The organism is Acinetobacter sp. 797_lipA, from assembly GCF_058243025.1.
Map to the genome: position 1 here is coordinate 2,177,697 of NZ_JBZAYQ010000001.1, position 21,988 is coordinate 2,199,684.

At 42.3% G+C, this 21,988-nt stretch carries 16 protein-coding genes and 3 tRNA genes; 10 read left to right on the forward strand and 9 right to left on the reverse strand.

What is annotated here, in order from left to right; all coding sequences use genetic code 11:
• The first annotated feature begins 41 nt into the window (after positions 1-41).
• Together AC4CU2_RS10675 and AC4CU2_RS10680 are read left to right on the forward strand one after the other, a co-directional pair.
• Positions 42-2,321, forward strand: a complete 2,280-nt coding sequence (locus AC4CU2_RS10675) for an NADP-dependent malic enzyme (protein ID WP_490768814.1) — start codon at positions 42-44, stop codon at positions 2,319-2,321.
• 83 nt (positions 2,322-2,404) lie between these two features.
• Positions 2,405-3,628: a multifunctional CCA addition/repair protein gene (locus AC4CU2_RS10680; protein WP_490768815.1), complete on the forward strand. Its 1,224-nt coding sequence runs from the start codon at positions 2,405-2,407 to the stop codon at positions 3,626-3,628.
• A gap of 52 nt (positions 3,629-3,680) precedes the next feature.
• Here the strand turns inward: AC4CU2_RS10680 and epmA are convergent, their stop codons facing one another.
• Together epmA and AC4CU2_RS10690 are read right to left on the reverse strand one after the other, a co-directional pair.
• Positions 3,681-4,664 carry an EF-P lysine aminoacylase EpmA gene (epmA, locus tag AC4CU2_RS10685; protein ID WP_490768816.1) on the reverse strand — a complete coding sequence of 328 codons (984 nt, stop codon included), beginning with the start codon at positions 4,662-4,664 and terminating at the stop codon, positions 3,681-3,683.
• On the reverse strand, positions 4,661-5,728 hold the full coding sequence (locus AC4CU2_RS10690) for a 4-phosphoerythronate dehydrogenase (protein WP_279733877.1): 1,068 nt from the start codon (positions 5,726-5,728) through the stop codon (positions 4,661-4,663). The genes epmA and AC4CU2_RS10690 overlap by 4 nt, the downstream gene beginning before the upstream one ends.
• A gap of 417 nt (positions 5,729-6,145) precedes the next feature.
• Between AC4CU2_RS10690 and AC4CU2_RS10695 the strand changes: the two genes are divergently transcribed.
• Complete coding sequence (locus AC4CU2_RS10695; RefSeq protein WP_005242960.1) at positions 6,146-6,568, forward strand: hypothetical protein; 423 nt, start codon at positions 6,146-6,148, stop codon at positions 6,566-6,568.
• A 103-nt stretch (positions 6,569-6,671) separates the two neighbouring features.
• On the opposite strand, the gene AC4CU2_RS10700 is transcribed toward AC4CU2_RS10695, so the two are convergent.
• From AC4CU2_RS10700 to lldP, 6 genes are all read right to left on the reverse strand, one after another.
• A tRNA-Ser gene (locus AC4CU2_RS10700) sits at positions 6,672-6,762 on the reverse strand.
• An 87-nt stretch (positions 6,763-6,849) separates the two neighbouring features.
• A complete protein-coding gene (locus AC4CU2_RS10705; protein WP_490769231.1) occupies positions 6,850-8,886 on the reverse strand; it encodes an FAD-dependent oxidoreductase in 2,037 nt (678 codons plus the stop codon).
• Positions 8,887-9,074: 188 nt separating this feature from the next.
• A complete protein-coding gene (dld, locus tag AC4CU2_RS10710; protein WP_490768817.1) occupies positions 9,075-10,769 on the reverse strand; it encodes a D-lactate dehydrogenase in 1,695 nt (564 codons plus the stop codon).
• Between the two features lie 250 nt (positions 10,770-11,019).
• On the reverse strand, positions 11,020-12,174 hold the full coding sequence (lldD, locus tag AC4CU2_RS10715) for an FMN-dependent L-lactate dehydrogenase LldD (protein ID WP_058869297.1): 1,155 nt from the start codon (positions 12,172-12,174) through the stop codon (positions 11,020-11,022).
• 2 nt (positions 12,175-12,176) lie between these two features.
• On the reverse strand, positions 12,177-12,920 hold the full coding sequence (lldR, locus tag AC4CU2_RS10720; protein ID WP_004694009.1) for a transcriptional regulator LldR: 744 nt from the start codon (positions 12,918-12,920) through the stop codon (positions 12,177-12,179).
• Positions 12,921-12,952: 32 nt separating this feature from the next.
• Positions 12,953-14,620, reverse strand: a complete 1,668-nt coding sequence (gene lldP, locus AC4CU2_RS10725; protein WP_171054209.1) for an L-lactate permease — start codon at positions 14,618-14,620, stop codon at positions 12,953-12,955.
• A gap of 625 nt (positions 14,621-15,245) precedes the next feature.
• Here lldP and argG point away from each other — a divergent pair.
• The gene (gene argG / locus AC4CU2_RS10730) at positions 15,246-16,589 is read left to right on the forward strand and encodes an argininosuccinate synthase (protein ID WP_004694013.1); all 1,344 of its coding nucleotides are present in this window, start codon (positions 15,246-15,248) and stop codon (positions 16,587-16,589) included.
• Between the two features lie 56 nt (positions 16,590-16,645).
• Here the strand turns inward: argG and AC4CU2_RS10735 are convergent, their stop codons facing one another.
• Positions 16,646-17,908, reverse strand: coding sequence for a GGDEF domain-containing protein (locus tag AC4CU2_RS10735; RefSeq protein WP_348960009.1), 1,263 nt, complete (start codon positions 17,906-17,908; stop codon positions 16,646-16,648).
• 151 nt (positions 17,909-18,059) lie between these two features.
• On the opposite strand from AC4CU2_RS10735, the gene pyrC reads away from it, so the two are divergent.
• From pyrC to AC4CU2_RS10765, 6 genes are all read left to right on the forward strand, one after another.
• Positions 18,060-19,094, forward strand: a complete 1,035-nt coding sequence (pyrC, locus tag AC4CU2_RS10740) for a dihydroorotase (RefSeq protein WP_062034500.1) — start codon at positions 18,060-18,062, stop codon at positions 19,092-19,094.
• Complete coding sequence (gene rnt / locus AC4CU2_RS10745) at positions 19,079-19,738, forward strand: ribonuclease T (RefSeq protein WP_005399764.1); 660 nt, start codon at positions 19,079-19,081, stop codon at positions 19,736-19,738. Before pyrC ends, rnt begins: the two co-directional genes overlap by 16 nt.
• Positions 19,739-19,758: 20 nt before the next feature.
• Positions 19,759-19,834 (forward strand) — tRNA-Glu (locus tag AC4CU2_RS10750).
• Positions 19,835-19,959: 125 nt separating this feature from the next.
• Complete coding sequence (locus AC4CU2_RS10755; protein ID WP_171263853.1) at positions 19,960-20,121, forward strand: hypothetical protein; 162 nt, start codon at positions 19,960-19,962, stop codon at positions 20,119-20,121.
• 125 nt (positions 20,122-20,246) lie between these two features.
• Positions 20,247-21,677 (forward strand): amino acid permease, encoded by a 1,431-nt coding sequence (locus tag AC4CU2_RS10760; RefSeq protein WP_078388884.1) that lies wholly within the window; start codon positions 20,247-20,249, stop codon positions 21,675-21,677.
• 176 nt (positions 21,678-21,853) lie between these two features.
• Positions 21,854-21,929: transfer RNA gene (locus AC4CU2_RS10765), tRNA-Glu, on the forward strand.
• Positions 21,930-21,988: the final 59 nt, after the last annotated feature.

The following is a 21,988-nucleotide window of genomic DNA, read 5'->3' on the forward strand; positions in this document are numbered from 1 at the left end:
TACCAGCTCCGCTGGCTAACCCACGCTACAAAGAGATTCAGATGGACGATCAATCATTAAAACAGCAAGCTTTGTATTATCACGAATTCCCAACCCCAGGGAAAATCAGCGTTACACCTAGCAAGCAGCTGGTCAACCAACACGATTTAGCCTTGGCGTATTCACCGGGTGTCGCAGCACCATGTCTTGAAATTGAAAAAGATCCTTCAAAAGCAGCGCTTTATACTGCACGTGGTAACCTTGTTGCCGTGATCACAAATGGTACTGCCGTTTTGGGTCTAGGTAATATTGGTCCACTGGCTTCTAAACCTGTCATGGAAGGTAAAGGCGTTTTATTTAAAAAATTCGCAGGTGTTGATGTATTTGACATCGAAATTGCAGAAAATGATCCTGACAAAATTGTCGATATTGTTGCTGCATTAGAACCGACTTTTGGTGGTATCAACCTTGAAGACATCAAGGCACCAGAATGCTTCTATATTGAACAAAAACTTCGTGAACGTATGAATATCCCTGTGTTCCACGATGATCAGCATGGTACATCCATTATCGTTGGATCTGCTTTACTGAATGCTTTGCAATTGAATGGCAAAAAAATTGACGAAATTAAAATCGTCGCTTCAGGTGCAGGTGCTGCGGCTCTGTCTTGCCTAGATTTACTTTGTGCCATTGGTGCAAAAAAAGAAAATATTATTGTTGCAGACTCACGAGGTCTACTTACAACAAAACGTGAAGGTCTAGACGACTCTAAAAAACGTTATGTACAAGATGTTGAAGGCAGTCAACTGGCTGACGTGATTGCAGGCGCAGACATGTTCCTCGGCTTATCTGCTGCGGGTATCTTAACCAAAGAAATGGTTAAGCTGATGGCGAAAGATCCGATTATCTTCGCACTTGCCAACCCAGATCCTGAAATTCTGCCTGAACATGCACATGAAGTTCGTGATGACGTGATCATGGCGACAGGTCGTTCAGACTATCCAAACCAAGTGAACAACGCACTTTGCTTCCCTTACATTTTCCGTGGTGCTCTTGATGTAGGCGCAACAACGATCAATGAAGAGATGAAAATCGCATGTGTCTATGCAATTGCGCGTATGGCACACATTGAAGCAGATGCAGCATCTTATGGTGAAAAATCAGCATCTTTTGGTCGTGACTACCTTATTCCACGTCCACTCGATCAACGTCTGATTTTAGAAATTGCACCTGCTGTTGCACAAGCGGCCATGGATTCAGGTGTTGCAAGTCGTCCAATTCAAGACTTCTCTGCATATCGTCAACGTCTTTCTGAGTTTGTTTATAACTCAGCACTGATGATGAAACCTATTTTTGCTCAAGCAAAATCTGACCCGAAACGTATCGCATATGCTGAAGGTGAAGACCTACGCGTACTTCGTGCAGTACAAATTGCGGTCGATGAAGATCTTGCAAAACCAATCTTAGTTGGTCGTACTGCGGTTATTGAAGCGAACATTAAAAAGTTAGGCTTACGTCTTGAACATGGTGTGAACATCACTATTGTCGATCAAGAAAAAAACCCTGACTATGAATTGTTTGCAGATGACTACTACACACTTATGCAGCGTAAAGGTGTAACACCTGAATATGCGCAACGTGAAGCGCGTCGTCGTTCAACCTTGATCGCATCGATGTTGGTGAAACATGGTAAAGCAGACGGCATGCTATGTGGTACGTATTCAAGCTACGACATTCACTTAGACTTCGTGAAAAACATCATTGGTAAAAAAGAAGGTCACAACTCTTTCTTTACATTGAATGCTTTAATGCTTGAAGACCGTAATCTGTTCATTGCTGACACTTATGTCAACACCAACCCAACAGCTGAACAGTTGGCTGAAATGACAATTTTAGCTGCTGAAGAAGTACGTCGTTTTGGTATGACACCACGTGTTGCTCTACTTTCTCACTCAAGCTTTGGTTCAGATCAAACTGATCCAAGCGCGCAAAAAATGCGTAAAGTGTTTGAAATTTTGACGCAAATCGCGCCAGAACTTGAAGTTGAAGGTGAAATGCATGCGGACGCGGCATTGGATGAAAACATCCGTAACTTTGCATACTCAAACTCGCGCTTCAAAGGTTCTGCGAACCTATTGATCATGCCAAACTTGGATGCAGCCAACATTTCATTTAACCTGTTGAAATCAACTTCAGGTAATAATGTTACCATTGGCCCTATCCTACTTGGCGCAGCGAAACCAGTTCATATTCTTACACCGACGGCAACTACCCGTCGTTTAGTGAATATGACTGCGCTGACTGTAGCGGAAATTCAAGAAGCGGAGAAAAACGGCGAATAATTGTTTGTCGTTATACTCGCATCTTGTGACTTGAGAAAACCTCTATTCTGTAGCATGATGGCTGCAAGAATAGAGGTTTTTTCATGCAAGTTTATTTAGTAGGCGGTGCGATCCGAGATCAGCTTCTGGGGCACCCCTATCACGAAAAAGATTATGTAGTTGTCGGTGCAACGCCTGAACAACTGCTTGCCCAAGGTTTCCAACCTGTAGGTAAAGATTTTCCTGTTTTTTTACATCCTGAAACCAAAGATGAGTATGCACTTGCCCGTACCGAACGTAAGTCAGGGCAGGGTTATCATGGCTTTGAGTTTTATACCGACAGTACTGTTACCTTAGAACAAGATTTAATTCGACGCGACCTTACCATCAATGCCATCGCCATGGATGATGAAGGCACACTGTATGACCCCTATGGCGGCCAACGAGATTTAGAGCTCCGTGTTTTAAGGCATGTTTCTGATGCTTTCGTAGAAGACCCTCTACGCGTCCTCCGTGTTGCACGATTTGCTGCACGTTATAAAACCCTAGGATTTTCGGTGGCCGAAGAAACGTTAGCACTGATGCAGCAACTCGCAGACTCGGGTGAACTGGAGGCACTAACCCCTGAACGCGTTTGGAAAGAAACCTCTCGTGCTCTGATGGAAGATCATGCCGATGAATACTTCGAAGTGCTACGTCGCTGTGGTGCTTTAAAAGTGCTTTTTCCAGAAATCGAGGCCCTTTACGGTATTCCACAGCGCCCTGAATATCACCCTGAAATTGACTGTGGTATTCATACCATGATGTCCTTACAACAAGCGTGTCGTGCCAACTACGCACTGGATGTTCGTTTTGCTGTTTTAGTACATGACTTAGGCAAAGCTTTGACACCTGTGGACGAGCTACCGCGTCATATCATGCATGAAGAACGTGGGGTCAAGCCTGTGACAGAAGTGTGTGAGCGCCTAAAAGTTCCAACGCAGATGAAGCAGCTCGCAATTACGGTCTGTAAAGAACATTTGAAATGTCATCAAGCCCTGACCTTAAAACCAGGCACTTTGTGGCGCTTGCTGCAACGCTTAGATGTACTACGTCGTCCAGAACGGGTTGAAGCCTTTGTACAGGCCTGTGAATGTGACTCACGTGGTCGTTTAGGGCTTGAAGATCGTGAATACCCACAATCTACATATATTTTAAAGGTGATGGATGTTGTGCGAAATATTAAAGCGCAAGACCTACCTTCGGATATTAAAGGCCCTGATATTGGTGAAATGCTGATTGAACGTCGAATACACGCGATTGGAGAGCTAAAGGCTCAGTACAGTTAAACCTTGATCGACTTAAATAAAGCGCCACAATCGGCGCTTTATTTAATTTCATTTAAGAAATGGATGCAGGAAAGGTAATTACTTTTTCCAACTGCATCTGTTCAGTTGCAATCATTAACAAACGATCCACACCTAAAGCAATACCTGCACATGCGGTCATTTGAGGCAAAGCAGCCAATAAAAACTCATCGATCGGCATCGCATGTAAGCCTAACTTTTCACGTTCAGCATTATCGGCTTCAAAACGTGAACGTAACACCTCCGCGTCGATCAACTCATCATATGCGTTGGCGAGTTCCAAACCTTCAATATACAGCTCAAAACGTGCTGCAACTAATTCACCATCTTCATCCGTTTTAGTTTTGGCAAGCGAGGCCAACTCTGGCGGAAAATCGGTTAGAAATACAGGCGTATCAAAACCTAGACTTGGCTCTACAAAATGTGAAAAGAGCAAATCAATATAACCCAGTCGGTCATCGCCCAAGTCCAAATTTAAGCCCACGCGGTTACAGCAGTCTTTTAATTCTTTCAAACTGGCTTGCAGAGGGTTCAAATCTAAACGATCCATAAACGCATGCTTATAGCTCAAAATTGTAGGGCGAACCTCACCAAAACGCTGCTTTAATGTGACATTCAATAAATCTGTCACTTCAAACATCAAATCCTTCAAACTGAAATTCGGTCTATACCATTCCAGCATGGTAAATTCACTATTGTGTTTACGGCCATGTTCATCATCACGGAAAACTTTACAGATTTGATAAATCGGCCCACTACCGCTGGCCAATAAGCGCTTCATGGCAAACTCAGGTGAGGTCTGCAAATAATGCGTTTGTTGTTTGCCTTGTACATGGCGCTGTGCTTGAACTGAAGCCAAATGCACATCGGTCACACCAGCTTGAGATAAAATCGGGGTTTCAACCTCAAGCACTTCACGTTCAGCAAAAAACTGGCGAATTTGGCTATACATTTGCGCGCGAGCACGCATGGCTTTTAAGTCACAGGTTGGCTGATAATGGATCATGTCCTGACTCATGCCTTCGGTCCTCCGTGTGCAGCCCATTCACGGCGTAATGGATAAGTTTTTCTTAAATAATCAAAGGCTTTTTGATCGATCATCCCCTCTTTTAAGCAAGCACGTAAGGCTTGGTCATCTCGTAAAATTGGATAGATTTCATTTAAATGCTTTTGAAGTGCAGATTTTAAATCTTGCCCTTCAAAATATTGAGCACACACAGCTAACTGCGACTCGAAGCTTTTATGTACTTCAAACTGAAAGGTTTTACAAAAGGCTTCATAAATCATTTGTGTACCACGCGCTTTGCCTTCTAAGCTATAACCTGCGATATGTGGTGTCACCAGACTCACAGCTTTCAATACTTGTTCAGAAATCACAGGCTCATGCTCAAAGACATCTAATACCACTTTACGCTGTGTTTTTTCGATGTCGGCCAATAAAGCTTGCTCTTCAATCACAGGCCCACGTGCAGAATTAATTAATATTGCTGTCACTTTCATCGCAGCGAAAGCTTCGGCGTTGAATAAATGGTAGGTTGGATGGGGTCCTGTTTTGGTTAAAGGCACATGCAATGAAATCGCATCGGCAGTACTTAATAAGGTATTTAAATCGACCTGCTGAATCGTATCTTGCTGTACAAAAGGATCATGACCGATCACATTCCAGCCCAATAGTTTGGCCATATAAGCCAAGCGAGAACCGACATTTCCTAGGCCAATAATGCCCAAAGTAAAACTTTCTTCAGCGTTCAGCAATGCTGGATTGAGATGGAGCAAAGCCGTAATCACATATTCAGCCACCGCCTGCGCATTACAACCTGCGGCATTCGCCCATTGAATATTCTGTTTCTCAATAGCTTCAATATCTAAATGGTCTGTACCAATGGTTGCACTCCCTACATATTGAAGTGTGGTGTTATTGATTAATGCTGGATTGACTTGAGTTACTGAACGCACCAACAGTGCTTTGGCATCTACAACATCGGCATGGGTTAAAGTACGCCCTGCTTTGTGCTCAATTTCACCAAATTCGGCAAAAAAATAATCGGTAAATGCGAGATTTTCATCTGCCACGATTTTCATAATGTCTTCCAACGCTTTGTTGACTCTATGATAACCGTTGCACAAGCGCAACACTATGTTGCTCTGCAATACATCTTAAGAAACAGTCACGATGTTTTATCTTCATGGTAAAAAACCGAATCCTTGAAAGGCTGGTTTAATATAGATTGGCTTTGTTGCATAAATATTTTGCAAGATATTGGTTTTTAATGAATTTGCGAAAATTTCAATAAAAAATAAATATAATAAAACCATAGTTTTAGGTATTTATGAAACAAAGTTCACTGCCACTGACAATGTAATTTTTTTCAACTGGCTCAGTTCCAACATGTACACCCATGTGTACACCCCAAACAGTCGGAGTATCAGACATTTATTAACCTTAAATACTTGTAATTTATGCCGATCAGCATATCTTAAACAAGGGTAAATTTGAATATGAGTATTATTGTGGGTATCGTTTCTGAGTTTAAAAAATTTGATGCTGATCTAAAAAATCCAAACTGGTCAGTATCCTCAATTAGCTCTAATAATGAACTAATTGTTAGTTTATGGGGTCATAAACCTTTAATGTCCAAACATCCAACTGAAAGAAAACAAGTTTATCGTGACCGTATTGATAGATGGTCTGGTAATGGACGTAATGAATTTAAGAAAAACCTTGATCTTGCATTAGAAGAAAAATTAAAAATTAGACCAATTATAGCTATGCTCGATAAAAGCTCGGATTTTCAGAATATTTTAGATGGTAAAGATGGCAGTCAATACCCCAAAAGATTTAATGCAAAAACCGATTGGATCGGTGAATTAACTATTTGGGACGGTATCCAATTTGAGATTGTATTTAGTCTTGAACAATAATTTAAACTCAAACCAAGTTTTTATTATGCTTACTACAGGCTTACGTTGCATAAGCCTAGAAACAACAAAGCCCTGAGGATGTCAGGGCTAAGTCGTTGATATTTGGCGGAAGCGGTGAGATTCGAACTCACGGAGGGGTATAAGCCCTCGTCGGTTTTCAAGACCGGTGCATTAAACCGCTCTGCCACGCTTCCATGTGCGCCATCATACGGAGCTTTTGTTTTGATGACAAGTAAAACTTACCGTCAAAGCAACCAACTGCATATTGTTTCATCAAAAACTTATAATTTCGAAGCGATTTCAGCCCCTTCACGAATCGCACGCTTCGCATCTAGCTCGGCTGCCAGTTTAGCACCACCAATAATGTGATAATTCGCTAGTGTATTTTGCTCAGCACTTGGCATCAGATCTTTCACTGACTCCTGTCCTGCACACACAACGATGGTATCGACACGTAACAATTGATCTTGTCCTGCCAAATCTATCCAAAGACCTTCATTAGTCACTGCTTTATATTGCACCCCACGTAGCATTCGAACTGCATGTTTTTTCAACTGTGCACGGTGTACCCAGCCTGAGGTTTTACCTAAGCCGGCACCCAATGCAGAGGTTTTACGTTGCAATAAATAAATCTCACGAATAGGCGGATGAACTTTTGCAATCTGCATGCCCCCTTCAGAGACATAATTCGGGTTTGGATCTACACCCCATTCACGTTGCCAATCTGCAAGCGGTTGTGGCTGAGGTTGATGCTCTGGTTTCAATAAATACTCAGACACATCAAAACCAATCCCTCCAGCACCAATCACTGCAACCTTTCTACCGACAGGTGCGCCGCGTAACACTTCTGCATAAGACAAGACTTGCGGTGAATCACTCCCTTCGATACGTAATGCACGTGGAACAACGCCTGTGGCAATGATAATTTCTTCAAAGCCTTCACGCTCAAGCTGCTCACGATTCACCTTGGTGTTTAAACGTAAGTCGACGCCAGTTTTTTCAATCTGTACTTTGAAATAACGAATAGTCTCATGAAACTCTTCTTTACCGGGTACAACTTTTGCCAAGTTGAACTGCCCACCCACCTCATGACTTGCTTCAAACAGAGTCACTTGGTGTCCACGACTGGCTGCAACCGTCGCTGCAGACATACCTGCGACACCACCACCAACAACTGCAACTCGTTTCGGTTGTTTCGCTTTCAAATAAACCAACTCTGTTTCAAACGCTGCACGTGGGTTAACTAAACAGGTTGCACGCTGATTTTTAAAAGTATGATCTAAGCATGCTTGGTTACAAGCGATACACGTATTGATCTCGTCTACACGATTGGTTGCTGTTTTATTCACCCAAAAAGCATCGGCCAATAAGGGACGCGCCATTTGCACCATATCAGCTTTGCCAGATGCCAAAATCTCTTCTGCCGTGTCTGGCATATTGATACGGTTTGAAGCAATCACTGGCACAGCCACGTGCTTTTTCACTTCCGCAGTATAGTCAACAAAAGCAGCACGCGGCACCGAAGTCACAATGGTTGGAATACGTGCTTCATGCCAGCCAATCCCTGTATTCAACAAGGTAATGCCTGCTTTTTCTAGTGCTTGCGCAATAGTAATTACTTCCTGCATAGTGTTACCGTCATGCACCAAATCCAGCAATGACAAACGGAAGCAAATAATAAATTTCTCACCGACTTGTGCACGTATCCCTTTGACGATTTCGACCGCAAAACGCATACGGTTTTCAATCGGCCCACCCCAACGGTCTTCACGTTGGTTCACATGACGGCTTAAGAATTGATTCAGTAAATAACCTTCTGAACCCATAATTTCCACACCGTCATAGCCCGCCTTTTTGGCAAGACTGGCACAGTTAACATAGTCATCAATGGTATTCAAAATTTGTTTTTCAGACATTTGACGCGGTTTAAAAGGCGAAATTGGCGATTTAATTGGGCTGGCAGAAACCACAAAGGGTTGGTAGCCATAACGTCCAGCATGCAAAATTTGCATGAGAATTTTTGCACCATGCTTATGTACGGCATGTGTCACTAGACGATGCGGAGCAATATCCCCCAGTGTATTCATCGTTCCACCCGCAGGTAGGAGCCAACCTTGACGGTTTGGAGAAATTCCACCTGTAATGATCAGGCCGACTCCACCTTTAGCACGCTCACCGAAGTATGCTGCCAATTTTGGATAATTATAAAAACGATCTTCCAAGCCCGTATGCATGGAGCCCATCACCACACGGTTTTTAATGGTGGTAAAACCCAAATGTAAGGGTTTTAAAATATGTGCATAGCTATTGGTTGTCATCATGAATCCTTATCTCTGGCTTTGCAACTTGTTGCATACTACTTTAGCTGTTTTTTAAAATATTGGGATGACAATTTATAAAAAATTCTTGGCATCTACGGTCAATTCAACTGAGCGCTCAAAAACATACGACAATAAAAAACCAGTGACGTTGCCCTCACTGGTTTAGTTTTTTAGACCAAAGCCCTTTACTGCCAATGCTTCAGCTTACTGGTTTGACCAATGCCCACATTAAAACTATTGGTTGGATCGAGCTTTTCATAATGCGTTCGTAGTGCAGGTTTTGCTACATATAAATGTCCGACATTATGCTCAGCTGGGTATTCCGCCCCACGTGCATCCAGTAAATGCCACATTTGGTGTTCCATCGCCAAAGGATCCACGCCCTTTTTCACAATATAGTCCTGATGGAACACATGACATAAAAAGTGACCATAATAGAGTTTATGAACAATCAGATCATCCATCTCTTTGGGCAAGGTTTCCACCCACTCTCGATCATTCCGACGCAATGCGATATCCAGAGCCACAATATCTTCAACTTCTGAACGGTGCGTATCCCGATAGCGAATTGCTGCACCTGCAACAGCAAAACGATGTAAAAATGCTTTACGTCCTTCTTCCTCGCTACAGTGGAAAAAATCACCTGAGCTTTTATCTTGGAAATAACGTTTTAAAAAGCTTTCAACTTGCTCGACATCTTGATTTTCAATCCGAATAACCAAATGATGTTCATACAGATCACGGAAGGCATTCATCCGTTTCGGTAAATGATTGGGCAAAAATTTGGTGATCAATTGCAGGACTTTATCTGACAGTCCTTTCATACCAAATTTTTCTAAGTACGCATCGACCTTATCTTTCATTGCAAATGCAGCAGGTACTTTGGCTGTACCGAGTTTTTCAATAAACATAAAGGTGTCTTTACCGTACTCTGCCCCAATGTCATAAGCCACGCGATGAATGTATTCCCCTGCAATCGGCAATCGCGGCAAATCTTTTAGTAAAAAACGGCGGATTTCAGTCAAATCATCATGTGAGTTTGTACCGACGTAAAATACCTGACTTGGAATTTTTTCAAAGGTATCCAAACGTACGGCAAAAACACACACTTTACCTGCCGAACCCGATGCTTCATATAAACGAGACGGATCCGCATTAAAACGTGCAGGCGTATTTTCATCAACTTGTTTAACATCATGTCCATAACGATGGTCCGATGCGCAACAGCCTGAGTTATTGATAATATCGCCGATTTGATAATTTTTCGTTTCAAGCTTGCTTAGAATTTCTTCAGGTGTTTCTCCGAGATTTACCCCTAAATGATTCACCAACTCTAACTGACCATCATCATTAACACGGGCATACAAAGCTAACTCAGTATAAGCAGGACCACGGCGCACCAAAGCACCGCCTGAGTTATTACAGACGCCACCTAAAACTGAAGCTCCAATACACGATGAACCAATCACCGAGTGTGGCTCCCGATTAAATGGCACCAATTCTTTTTCAAGTCGATCTAGCGTTGCGCCGGGTAGACAAATCACTTGCTGACCGTCATTAATGACCTGAATGCCAACCAAACGACGCGTGCTGATCAGTACCACAGGACGGTCATAATCATCGCCAAAAGGCGTTGAACCACCGGTCAAACCTGTATTGGCTGCTTGCATAATCACAATACAATCTGCATCAACAGCCGCTTGCAATACTTGCCACTGTTCCAGTAATGACCCCGGTGCAACAACAGCGAGTACTTTCCCTGCACCGTAACGACGACCTTGGCGGTATAAACGTGTGTCTTTATCGTCAGTTAAAACGTGTTGTTTACCAACGATATTTATTAAGTTTTCAATAACGTATTGTGGAGATCGAGGGTTCATATTTGTTATTTCCAATGATTATAATCCCCCTAAATCCCCCTTTTCCAAAGAGGGACTTTTTCTTTACCTTAGGCATTTAAAGTAAAAGAAAAATTATTTATACCTGCAACATAAATTCTAATCGGTATAACTCCTCCCTTTTAAAGGGAGGTTGGGAGGGATTATATAAATAGCAATAATCACGGTATTGATGTAAATACCTATTGAATGCCCGTTTACCGTGTGAGAACGCTTCTACTGATATAATGAATTACTCAGCCAATTCTTTCTCTAACTTCACCAAACAATCTGAAGTAATATCAGCAATGGTTTTTGCACCTGTTAAGGTCATAGCAACACGCATTTCTTTATCAATCAATTCTAAAAGATTTGAAACACCTTCACCGCCTGCTGCACCTAAAGCATAAACAAAGGCACGACCAAGCATACACGTGTCTGCACCCAACGCCAGCATACGCACAACATCTAGACCATTACGAATACCCGAATCCGCAAGGATTTTAATATCACCTTTGACTGCATCTGCAATTGGTGGAAGTGCGCGTGCAGAAGATAAAACGCCATCGAGCTGACGACCACCATGGTTTGAAACCACAATCCCATCTGCACCGAAACGCACTGCATCTTTGGCATCTTCAGGATCCAAAATTCCTTTAATGACCATTGGCCCATCCCAAAACTCACGAATCCACTCAAGGTCTTTCCACGAAATAGACGGATCGAAGTTAGAACCTAACCAACCAATATAATCTTCTAGACCTGTAGGCTTACCTAAGTATTTAGAAATATTGCCCAAGTCATGCGGACGTCCCATCATGCCGACATTCCACGCCCAGTGTGGGTGGAAACACGACTGCATATAACGGCGCATTGCTGCATTTGGGCCACTCATACCCGAGTGGGCATCACGGTAGCGCGCGCCCGGAACAGGCATATCCACGGTAAACACCAAGGTTGAACAGCCTGCCGCTTTAGCACGTTCCAAGGCATTTTTCATAAAACCACGGTCACGCAGTACATAGAGCTGGAACCACATTGGACGTTGAATCGCAGGTGCAACTTCCTCAATTGGACACACTGAAACGGTAGACAGTGTAAACGGAATACCCTTTTTATCTGCAGCGACCGCAGCTTGAACTTCACCGCGGCGTGCATACATGCCTGTTAAACCCACAGGAGATAATGCAACAGGCATCGACAAAGTTTCATCAAACAGTTTGGTCTCTAAACTTAACTGTGACATGTCGTTCAGTACACGCTGGCGCAAAGCAATTTTTGATAAATCTTCTACATTACGCTTCAGGGTATATTCTGCATACGCACCACCATCGATGTAATGGAATAAAAATGGTGGTAAACGACGTCGTGCCGCTTCACGGTAGTCATTGGCAGAAGAAATAATCATGCTTATATCCTGTTTAATCGACTGGCGCGCTGACGACGAGCTTCTTCCTCATCAATCATTCGCACCTGTTGTACTACAAACTCAATGTGTCCACAGACTGCTTTACGTGCAGCTTCTGGATCACGACGTTCAATTGCATTCATGACTTGAAAGTGCTGATCATGCAATTGATCAAAACGGTGTGCTTCGCTATAGACTTTTCGACGTCCCAAAGCGACGTTGAACTGCAACAAATCGAACAGACCACGCATCATCTGAATCAAAACCAAATTATGAGAGGCTTCAGCAATCGCCAAATGAAATTTCGCATCTGCACGAGCCGCCTCATCATCATTTCCCAAAGCCTGAAAATGGTTAATCTGGTCATAATGATGTCGGATATTCACCAGATCTTCTTGGGTTGCGCGTTGTGCTGCATACCAAGTTGTTCCACCTTCTAAAATAATGCGCGCCTCTTGCACATCAAATCGGTAGGCAGGATCCTCACTCATCAAATTACTAATCGGTTGTACGATTTGATAACTGGACCAAGTTGCTGGTAATTGTTTTAAAAAAGTCCCCGCCCCCACTTTGCTGACCAACATACCCATGCTGGTCAACTGCGAAATGGCCTCTCTTAAAGAAGAGCGAGAGACTTGAAGCTGTTCACACAGTTTTCTTTCAGCAGGCAGACGGTCTCCAACTTGCATATTGCTTTGTTCAATCAATACACGCAGGCTTTGTACAGCTTTATCGGAGACTTTCATCTGCTTTCCTTAACGTTGATACACAATTTGTGTTATGGAATCATCCATGGGAACACATAGGCTTGTAGAGTAATCATAATACCCATCATAATTGTGAACGTTATACTGTGTTTTAAGGTAAAACGGAATAAATCAGACTCTTTACCAACCAGTCCTACCGCCGCACACGCAATCGCAATCGATTGAGGTGAAATCATCTTCCCGGTCACACCACCACTGGTATTGGCTGCCACCAGTAAAACTTCTGGCACACCAATTTGCTGAGCTGTAGTAGCCTGAAGTGCTGAAAACAGTGCATTGGCAGAGGTATCTGAACCCGTGAGGAATACACCCAACCAACCCAAGAAAGGCGAGAAGAACGTAAATGCCGAACCTGTATGTGCAAGAGCCAAAGCCAAGGTCGAAGACATACCCGAATAGTTTGCGATAAAAGCAAAAGACAACACCATACCAATTGAATAAATGGGAACTTTTAACTCATTCAGGGTTTCACCAAAAGTCACGACAGCATCTTTCGGTTTCATCTTCAAATAGGCAATAGTGATCAATGCTGCAATAAAAATCGCAGTTCCTGTAGCCGAGATCCAATCAAATTTGTAAATCGCGTCATAGTCTTTAATTTCAGCAACTACAGGTGGCATTTTTTGAATCATTTGATGCAAAAATGGTACTTTGATTGAAATCACGAGATCATGCAATGCACCGTCTTTGGCAAATAAATCCTTAAACGGTTTCACACTCCAGATCGTCACCATCACAGTTAAAATCGCGAATGGAGACCATGCTTTTGCAATTTGTCCTACAGTGTATTTTTGCTGTTTTTGTGCAGCCACATCTTCACTCATCGTTGCGTCTTGATCTGCAAAACGGAAAATGTGCTTCGGCTGCCAGTATTTAAACAAAATTGTTAAAGAAACCAAGGATGCAATTGCAGCCGTAATATCGGGTAATTCTGGACCAACAAAGTTAGAAGTTAAGTATTGTGCAATTGCAAAGCTACTTGCACCTACCACAACTGCTGGCCATGTTTCTTTAACACCGCGCCAGCCGTCCATGATTGCCATAATCCAGAACAACACGATTGGCACCATAAATGGTAGCTGACGGCCCACCATTTGGCTGATTTCCATCGTATCGACACCAGATACTTGTCCAGCAACGATAATTGGAATACCCATCGCACCAAAAGCCACAGGTGCTGTGTTTACAATGAGGCACAGACCTGCTGCATATAAAGGTTTAAAGCCTAAACCGACTAATAGTGCAGCGGTAATTGCCACAGGGGCACCAAAGCCTGCCGCACCCTCTAAGAAGGTACCGAAAGCAAAGCCCACCAACAGCATTTGTAAACGCTGATCTTCAGTAATCGAAAGAATAGAAGAACGAATGATGTCGAACTGGCCTGTCTTCACTGAAATTTTATACAGGAATACCGCACCAATAATGATCCATGCAATCGGCCATAAACCGTAGAGGAAACCATAAGCCATCGATGCGAATGCCATCAGCACTGGCATCTTATAGGCAAATAAAGAGACAAGAAGTGCAAGTACTACGGTGATCGTACCCGCCACACTGCCTTTTAAACGAAATACCGCGAGCGCCAAAAAGAAGAAGATAATCGGAATCAGCGCTATTAGACTTGAAATCCAAATATTCCCCATCGGGTCATACATTTGCTGCCATTGAAGCATTGTCATCTCCTTGAAATGCTTACTAAGATTTAATTTTGAGCATATTATTGGCACTTTTACCAATATTGGACAGACCAATATGAGCAACTGTAAAGAGAAACAAACCAATAATGACTTATACTTGGCTTATTTTGATTTAAAATGAAGTAAAACTTCAATTAAAAGTTAATATTGGTATGACCAATATAAGATACCTTTATAAACTAGATCATATTTCAATCAAATTAATGCCATTGTTTTTACTTATATTTTTATGTAAATAATGCCAATTTTAGACTTTAGTCTAATAATATAAAAAATAATCACCCAACTTAAATCCAGCTTAATCCTCAAAAATGGAAAAATCACACAATATTGGTAATACCAATTTAAAACCAAACCAAATTCACCACTTTTCTGATTAATTTACAGTCTAAACATCTTCTAAAAAGACAAAATTTGAGCACACAATATAGAAACCGATTTTATCCAGAAATTTTTCAACAGTATCGATATGCACATGAGCTTTAATATTTTTAAAGCCCTATGATTTTTTAGAAAAACCATTTGGAAAAGTGCTACAATCGCGGACATATGTATTCTTTCAGGCCACCCATTCTCGGTGCCTATATTTATATCGTTAGGATTAACAATGACTGATAATGCAACTATCTTGCAGAATGTCCCAGTTGGCAAAAAAGTTGGTATTGCCTTCTCTGGTGGTCTAGATACTTCAGCTGCACTTTTGTGGATGAAACAAAAAGGCGCAGAACCTTATGCTTATACAGCAAACTTAGGTCAGCCTGATGAAGACGACTACGATGCGATTCCAAAAAAAGCGGAAGCGTATGGCGCAGTAAAAGCTCGCTTAGTTGACTGCCGTTTACAGCTTGCACTTGAAGGTATTGCTGCAATTCAATGTGGTGCGTTCCACATTTCAACTGGTGGTGTACCGTATTTCAACACGACGCCATTGGGTCGTGCAGTAACAGGGACTATGCTTGTTACCGCAATGAAAGAAGATGATGTCAACATCTGGGGTGATGGTTCAACATATAAAGGAAACGATATTGAACGTTTCTACCGTTATGGTTTGTTGACCAACCCTGCACTTAAAATCTATAAACCTTGGTTAGACCAAACGTTTATTGATGAATTAGGTGGCCGTGCTGAAATGTCGCAATTCTTGATCGACAACGGCTTTGACTACAAAATGTCAAAAGAAAAAGCTTACTCAACTGACTCAAACATGTTGGGTGCGACCCACGAAGCAAAAGATCTTGAATACCTCAATGCAGGGATCAAAATTGTTGACCCAATCATGGGCGTTGCATTCTGGAAAGACGACGTAGAAGTTAAAGCTGAAGAAGTATCGATTACTTTTGAAGAAGGCTTCCCTGTTGCAATCAATGGTCAACGTATCGAAGACCCTGTTGAGTTCATCCTTGAAGCCAACCGTATTGGTGGTCGTCATGGTCTAGGTATGTCTGACCAAATCGAAAACCGTATTATTGAAGCAAAATCTCGCGGTATTTATGAAGCACCAGGTATGGCACTTCTACATATTGCTTATGAGCGCCTTGTAACTGGTATTCATAACGAAGACACGATTGAACAGTACCGTATTAACGGTCTACGTTTAGGTCGTTTGCTTTACCAAGGTCGTTGGTTCGACTCTCAAGCATTAATGCTTCGTGAAACTGCACAGCGTTGGGTTGCGAAAGCCATCACAGGTACTGTGACTTTAGAGCTTCGTCGTGGTAATGACTACACCATCATGAACACAGAGTCTGAAAACCTCACTTATGAAGCTGAGCGTTTGACGATGGAGAAAGGCGATTCAATGTTTACGCCAATGGACCGTATTGGTCAGTTAACTATGCGTAACTTGGACATCACAGATACTCGTGCGAAACTTGGTATTTATACCAATACTGGTTTGCTTGCAGTCGGTACTGGTTCTGCTGTTCCTCAGTTAAAAGACAAAAACAAATAAGTTTGTTGAATGCCAAGAAAACCGCTCATAAGAGCGGTTTTCTTTATTTTAGCGATTCATTCTATACACGTCGATGTGGTTAAAGGCTGATAATAAATCTGATTACGTCCCAATTGCTTGGCACGGTATAAAGCCTGATCTGCGATCCCCAGCAACTCGACTTTGCTCAAATCAACCTCGCCTTTAAAGACTGTAATCCCTAAACTAATGGTGACAAATGGCGATACTTCAGACATTTCATGCGGAATTTCCAACCGCTCAATCGCTCGGTAAATATTCGAAGCAACTGCATAAGCGCCATGTGCATCGGTTTCTGGCAATAAAACTACGAATTCTTCGCCACCATAACGCGCCACAAAATCCATATGCCGAATCGCATTTTTAATAGATTTTGCAATCGATGAAATCACATCATCGCCCTTTTGGTGACCATAACAGTCGTTATATTTTTTGAAGAAATCAACATCAATAAACAAAATGGATAAAGGTGTTTCATCCTGACGTGATTGCTCATAATAGGTATCCATCATTTCGTCAAAATTACGCCGATTTGATATCTTCGTCAGCTCATCATTCTGACTTAAATGCAGCAATTCTGAGGTGTGTATTCGATGTATTTTTTCACTAATTTTAGCGCGGCGAATATTGAGAAAAATGATGCGCTCGCGGGCATAGATCATACGGCTGATGATAAACCCCAGCAAACAGCTACCCAACATCACACGCCCCATCACGATCGCATCAAACTTGACCAGAGTCGAAATCAGGACTAAAAATGAAACCCCAGCAGCTACTACGCCTGTGATAAAAACATATCCTGGTTTTACCCCAGTTAGCAAATACCCCAAGACATAAATCATGCAGATAATCATCATTGCTTGATGACGTAAAGCTTCGGTATGCACCGACATGGTCAACCAAGTCGTCGAGACCACAGCCCAAAACACAGAAAACATGGCTGCATAGGCAAAAAAAGGCTTCAGCTTGGTAAAATGTGAAAAAAAATAAAGGAATAAAAGACAAACTGCACCATTCAGCAATCCCAGTAAGCAATGAATAAAATCTTGTTTAAAATGAGACTGTTCAATAATCCAGTAATCCCCTGGAATCGTTAAAATGGCAAAAATAAAATAAGCCAAAACACCAGACCAAAGAAAGTCATTAATATTGCGACGCGCGCGCTCTAAGTTTAGTCGCCAAAACTCTTGTTCTAATTTCTGAGGAAAAACCTGACCAATACGACGGTTGTGTCGTGTAATCAGCTCTTCCATTTTTTCTTTATCGTACTGAAGTTTGGCGAGGTTGTATTTATATTCCATACCAGACCAGATTTAATTCTTGTAGTTGTTTAAAAATAACACAAATTTACAAAGATAAATCATAATAATCAGACAAGATGCCTTTATTTGTCATTACCATTTTTGCCGTATATGCATTATCATCTGTTTTATTTCTTTGACAGAAATCGCCTTGAATACGATTACGATTCTCCAGCCAGATGACTGGCACGCTCACCTTCGTGATGGTCTTGCATTACAACGTACGGTTCCCGATTTAGCCCAACAGTTTTCACGCGCTATTTGTATGCCAAATACCGTACCGCCTGTTAAAACGGTTGAGGAAGCGAATGCTTACCGTGAACGCATCATGGCGCATGTACCAGAAGGCAATGCCTTCGACCCACGCATGGTGTTGTATTTTACTGACACAACTTCGCCTGAAGAAGTCAAGAAAATTAAAAACTCTGAGTTTGTAAATGCGATTAAACTCTACCCTGCTGGCGCGACCACCAACTCAGATAATGGTGTAAGCGACATTCGTAAAGTCTATGCTGTCATTGAGCAACTTGAAGAGCATCAGGTTCCATTACTGTTGCATGGTGAAGTTACACACAATCATGTCGATATTTTTGACCGTGAAAAGCGCTTCTTAGACGAAGTTCTTTCTCCGTTGCTGAAACAATTTCCAAAACTGAAATTGGTTTTAGAACACATTACGACTAGTGAAGCGGCCAACTTTGTTTTAGAACAAGACCGCAATGTGGCTGCAACCATTACTCCGCAGCATTTACTGTTTAACCGCAATGATATGTTGGTTGGTGGTATTAAACCGCACTTCTATTGCTTACCCATTTTAAAACGCCAAACCCATCAGCAAACTTTGCTCGAAGTTGCAACCAGTGCCAACCCTAAGTTTTTCTTAGGCACAGACAGTGCACCACACTCTAAAAATGCCAAAGAAAATGCATGTGGATGTGCAGGCTGCTACAGCGCACCAACGGCAATTGAACTTTATGCTCAAGCATTCGATCAAGTGGGTAAACTTGAACGCCTTGAAGGTTTTGCCAGCCACTTTGGTGCAGACTTCTACGGTCTACCGCGCAATACTTCAACAATTACACTCGTAAAAGAAGACCAAGTCATCCCTGAAAGTTTAGACTATTTGGATGGTGAACACATTATTCCGCTGTATGCGGGTAAAACCATTCAATGGAGAAAAGTGTGACAAATGAAACATTGCCAATAATTGGTCAGCGTTTCCGTGGTTTTCTACCTGTTGTTGTCGATGTCGAAACAGCAGGTTTTAATGCACAGACCGATGCCTTATTGGAAATTGCTGCAATTCCGATTATTTACAATGAAGAAGGTCAATTTGTACCGGGTCCTGCACATCACGCGCATATCAACCCCTTTGAAGGTGCAAATCTAGACCGTCGCTCACTGGACTTTATTGGTATTGATCCCTTTAATCCCATGCGCATGGCCATGGCTGAAGACGAAAAAACAGCATTAAAACGTATTTTTAAAGCCGTCAATGAAGTCCGTCGCCAACAGAACTGTACACATGCGGTCTTGGTCGGTCATAACGCCCACTTTGATTTAGGCTTTGTACAAGCAGCGATTGCACGTACAGGGACTAAAAATCAAAACCCATTTCACAGTTTTTCTGTATTTGACACTGTCACCTTAAGTGCTGTGATGTTTGGACAAACCGTTCTTGCGAAGTCATGTATTCAAGCAGGGATTGAGTTCGATGGTAGAGAGGCCCACTCGGCTTTATACGACACTCAAAAGACCGCTGAACTGTTCTGTTATATTTTGAACAAACTCGCACCACACCTACTTGACACTCTGGTGGCGGATCAATAAGATACCGCCATCCTCGCAACGTCCCTATCGTCTAGAGGCCTAGGACATCGCCCTTTCACGGCGGTAACCGGGGTTCGAATCCCCGTAGGGACGCCATCTTATTCTATTTCTAGAACACATCACTTTTCATTTAATCGGTTCTGATTGACCACCGATATTTCATTTCAATTTTAACCATACGCTCGCTATACGATGCTTCGTATTTTTCAAGGTTGATTGCTATGCTTAAGAAATTTTTAATCTTTTTATTGATTCTATCGCCTTCTATTTTTTATCTATGGTTTGTCCAACAAGGGACCAATAACACCAAACAAGACCCTGTTGCACAAGAAATCCACTCAAGTGCTGAAAACAGCTCTTCTTATCCAACACCCGACCACTAAAAAATAGTCTTTAAGCATTTGTTTTTTAAATTGATACCGATAGTTCATCAGAAAATTTCAATTCACGTGATTTTTCATCTTATTAAAAACTAGAATATAACTTTAAGCCCATTGTTTGATTTTCTATGCAATCTGCAACGCCGCCTTCGCAATCCTCAACTGATTCACCGCAAAATACCTCATTAAAACGTGCCATGAGCACACGCCACCTGATCATGTTATCGCTTGGTGGTGCCATTGGCACAGGCCTGTTCATGGGCTCAGGCGAAGTGATCTCTCAGGCAGGCCCTCTCGGTGCTGTACTGGCTTATATTATTGGCGGGTTGATCGCATATATGGTCATGCTTTGCCTCGGGGAGCTTGCAGTACATTTACCTGTTTCTGGTTCATTTGGTGCCTTTGCAACACGTTATATTGGCCCTGGCACAGGTTATATGGTGTCGTGGATGTATTGGCTCGGCTGGTCGGCAACACTCGGCACCGAATTTACCGCAGCAGCCATTTTGGTACAGGAATGGTTCCCACAAACGTCAATCTGGTTATGGACGTTAATCTTTGCCAGTGGCGTACTGATTTCAAACCTCAGTTCAACCCGAGCTTTTGCAGAATCTGAGTTTTGGCTCTCCATGATCAAAGTCGCAACTGTACTTATTTTCATTCTATTAGGCTTTGCCTGTATTTTCGGTGTTATCCCTTTTCAGGGCTATGAATCTGCGCCCTTATTTAGCAATTTGACTGCACAAGGCTGGCTACCAAATGGTCTTATTCCGTTGTTTACCACCTTATTAATTGTGAACTTTGCTTTTAATGGCACAGAAATGATTGGTATTGCCGCAGGTGAAACTGAAAACCCAGAAAAAAATGTGCCCAAAGCCATTCATGCCGCGGTTTGGCGCCTCATTATTTTCTTTGTTGGTACTATCATTGTCATCAGTTCCCTGCTTAGCTACACCAACACAGGTTTGCAAGTGGGCGGGCATGGCGGCTTAAGCAGCAGTCCATTTGTGACTGTATTCACCCAAATGGGCATTCCTTATGCTGAAGACTTTATCCGTTTTGTGATTATCACGGCATTATTATCAACCGCGAACTCAGGCTTATATGCTGCATCACGTATGATGTGGGCCCTGTCCTCACAAAACCAACTCCCCAAGCTTTTTGCTAAAGTAAGTAAATCTGGCGTGCCTTATATTGCCATTTGGGTCACCATGATTGGTGGCTTGCCGGGCTTACTCTCAGAGCAGTTTGGTGCAGATGTCATTTTTAAGAACTTGATGGGTGTCGCAGCATTTACCATGGTGATTGTTTGGATGAGTATTTGCTGGAGTCAGTTTAACTTCCGTCGCCAATGGTTAAAGCAAGGCCATGCTTTATCGGAGCTGAAATTCCGTACCCCTTGGTATCCGTTGGTTCCGATCCTAGGCTTTATCTGCTGTACAGCAACTGGCTTAAGTATGGCGGCTGACCCTGAAATGCTTTCAGGTTTTATTGGTTGCTTGCTCTTTATGGCGGCTTGCTATGCCAGTTATTATTGGCTCTATCACAATAAAAACTAAGCATTCTAACCAAAAGTGAGCTCAAGCTTATTTTTTGAGCTCACTTTTGTAACAATAAAAAATTCATTCAATTTAATTACTTGTTTTGCCTAATGTTTGAACTTTCAACCATCACAGAGCAAAAACCCTTTTGACAAATAGGCCTTTAATCCTTAATATACGCATCACCTCGCAACGTCCCTATCGTCTAGAGGCCTAGGACATCGCCCTTTCACGGCGGTAACCGGGGTTCGAATCCCCGTAGGGACGCCATATCTTGATCTTATCCGATCAACACTTATTCATAATTACTATTATTTCATTGCAGATTT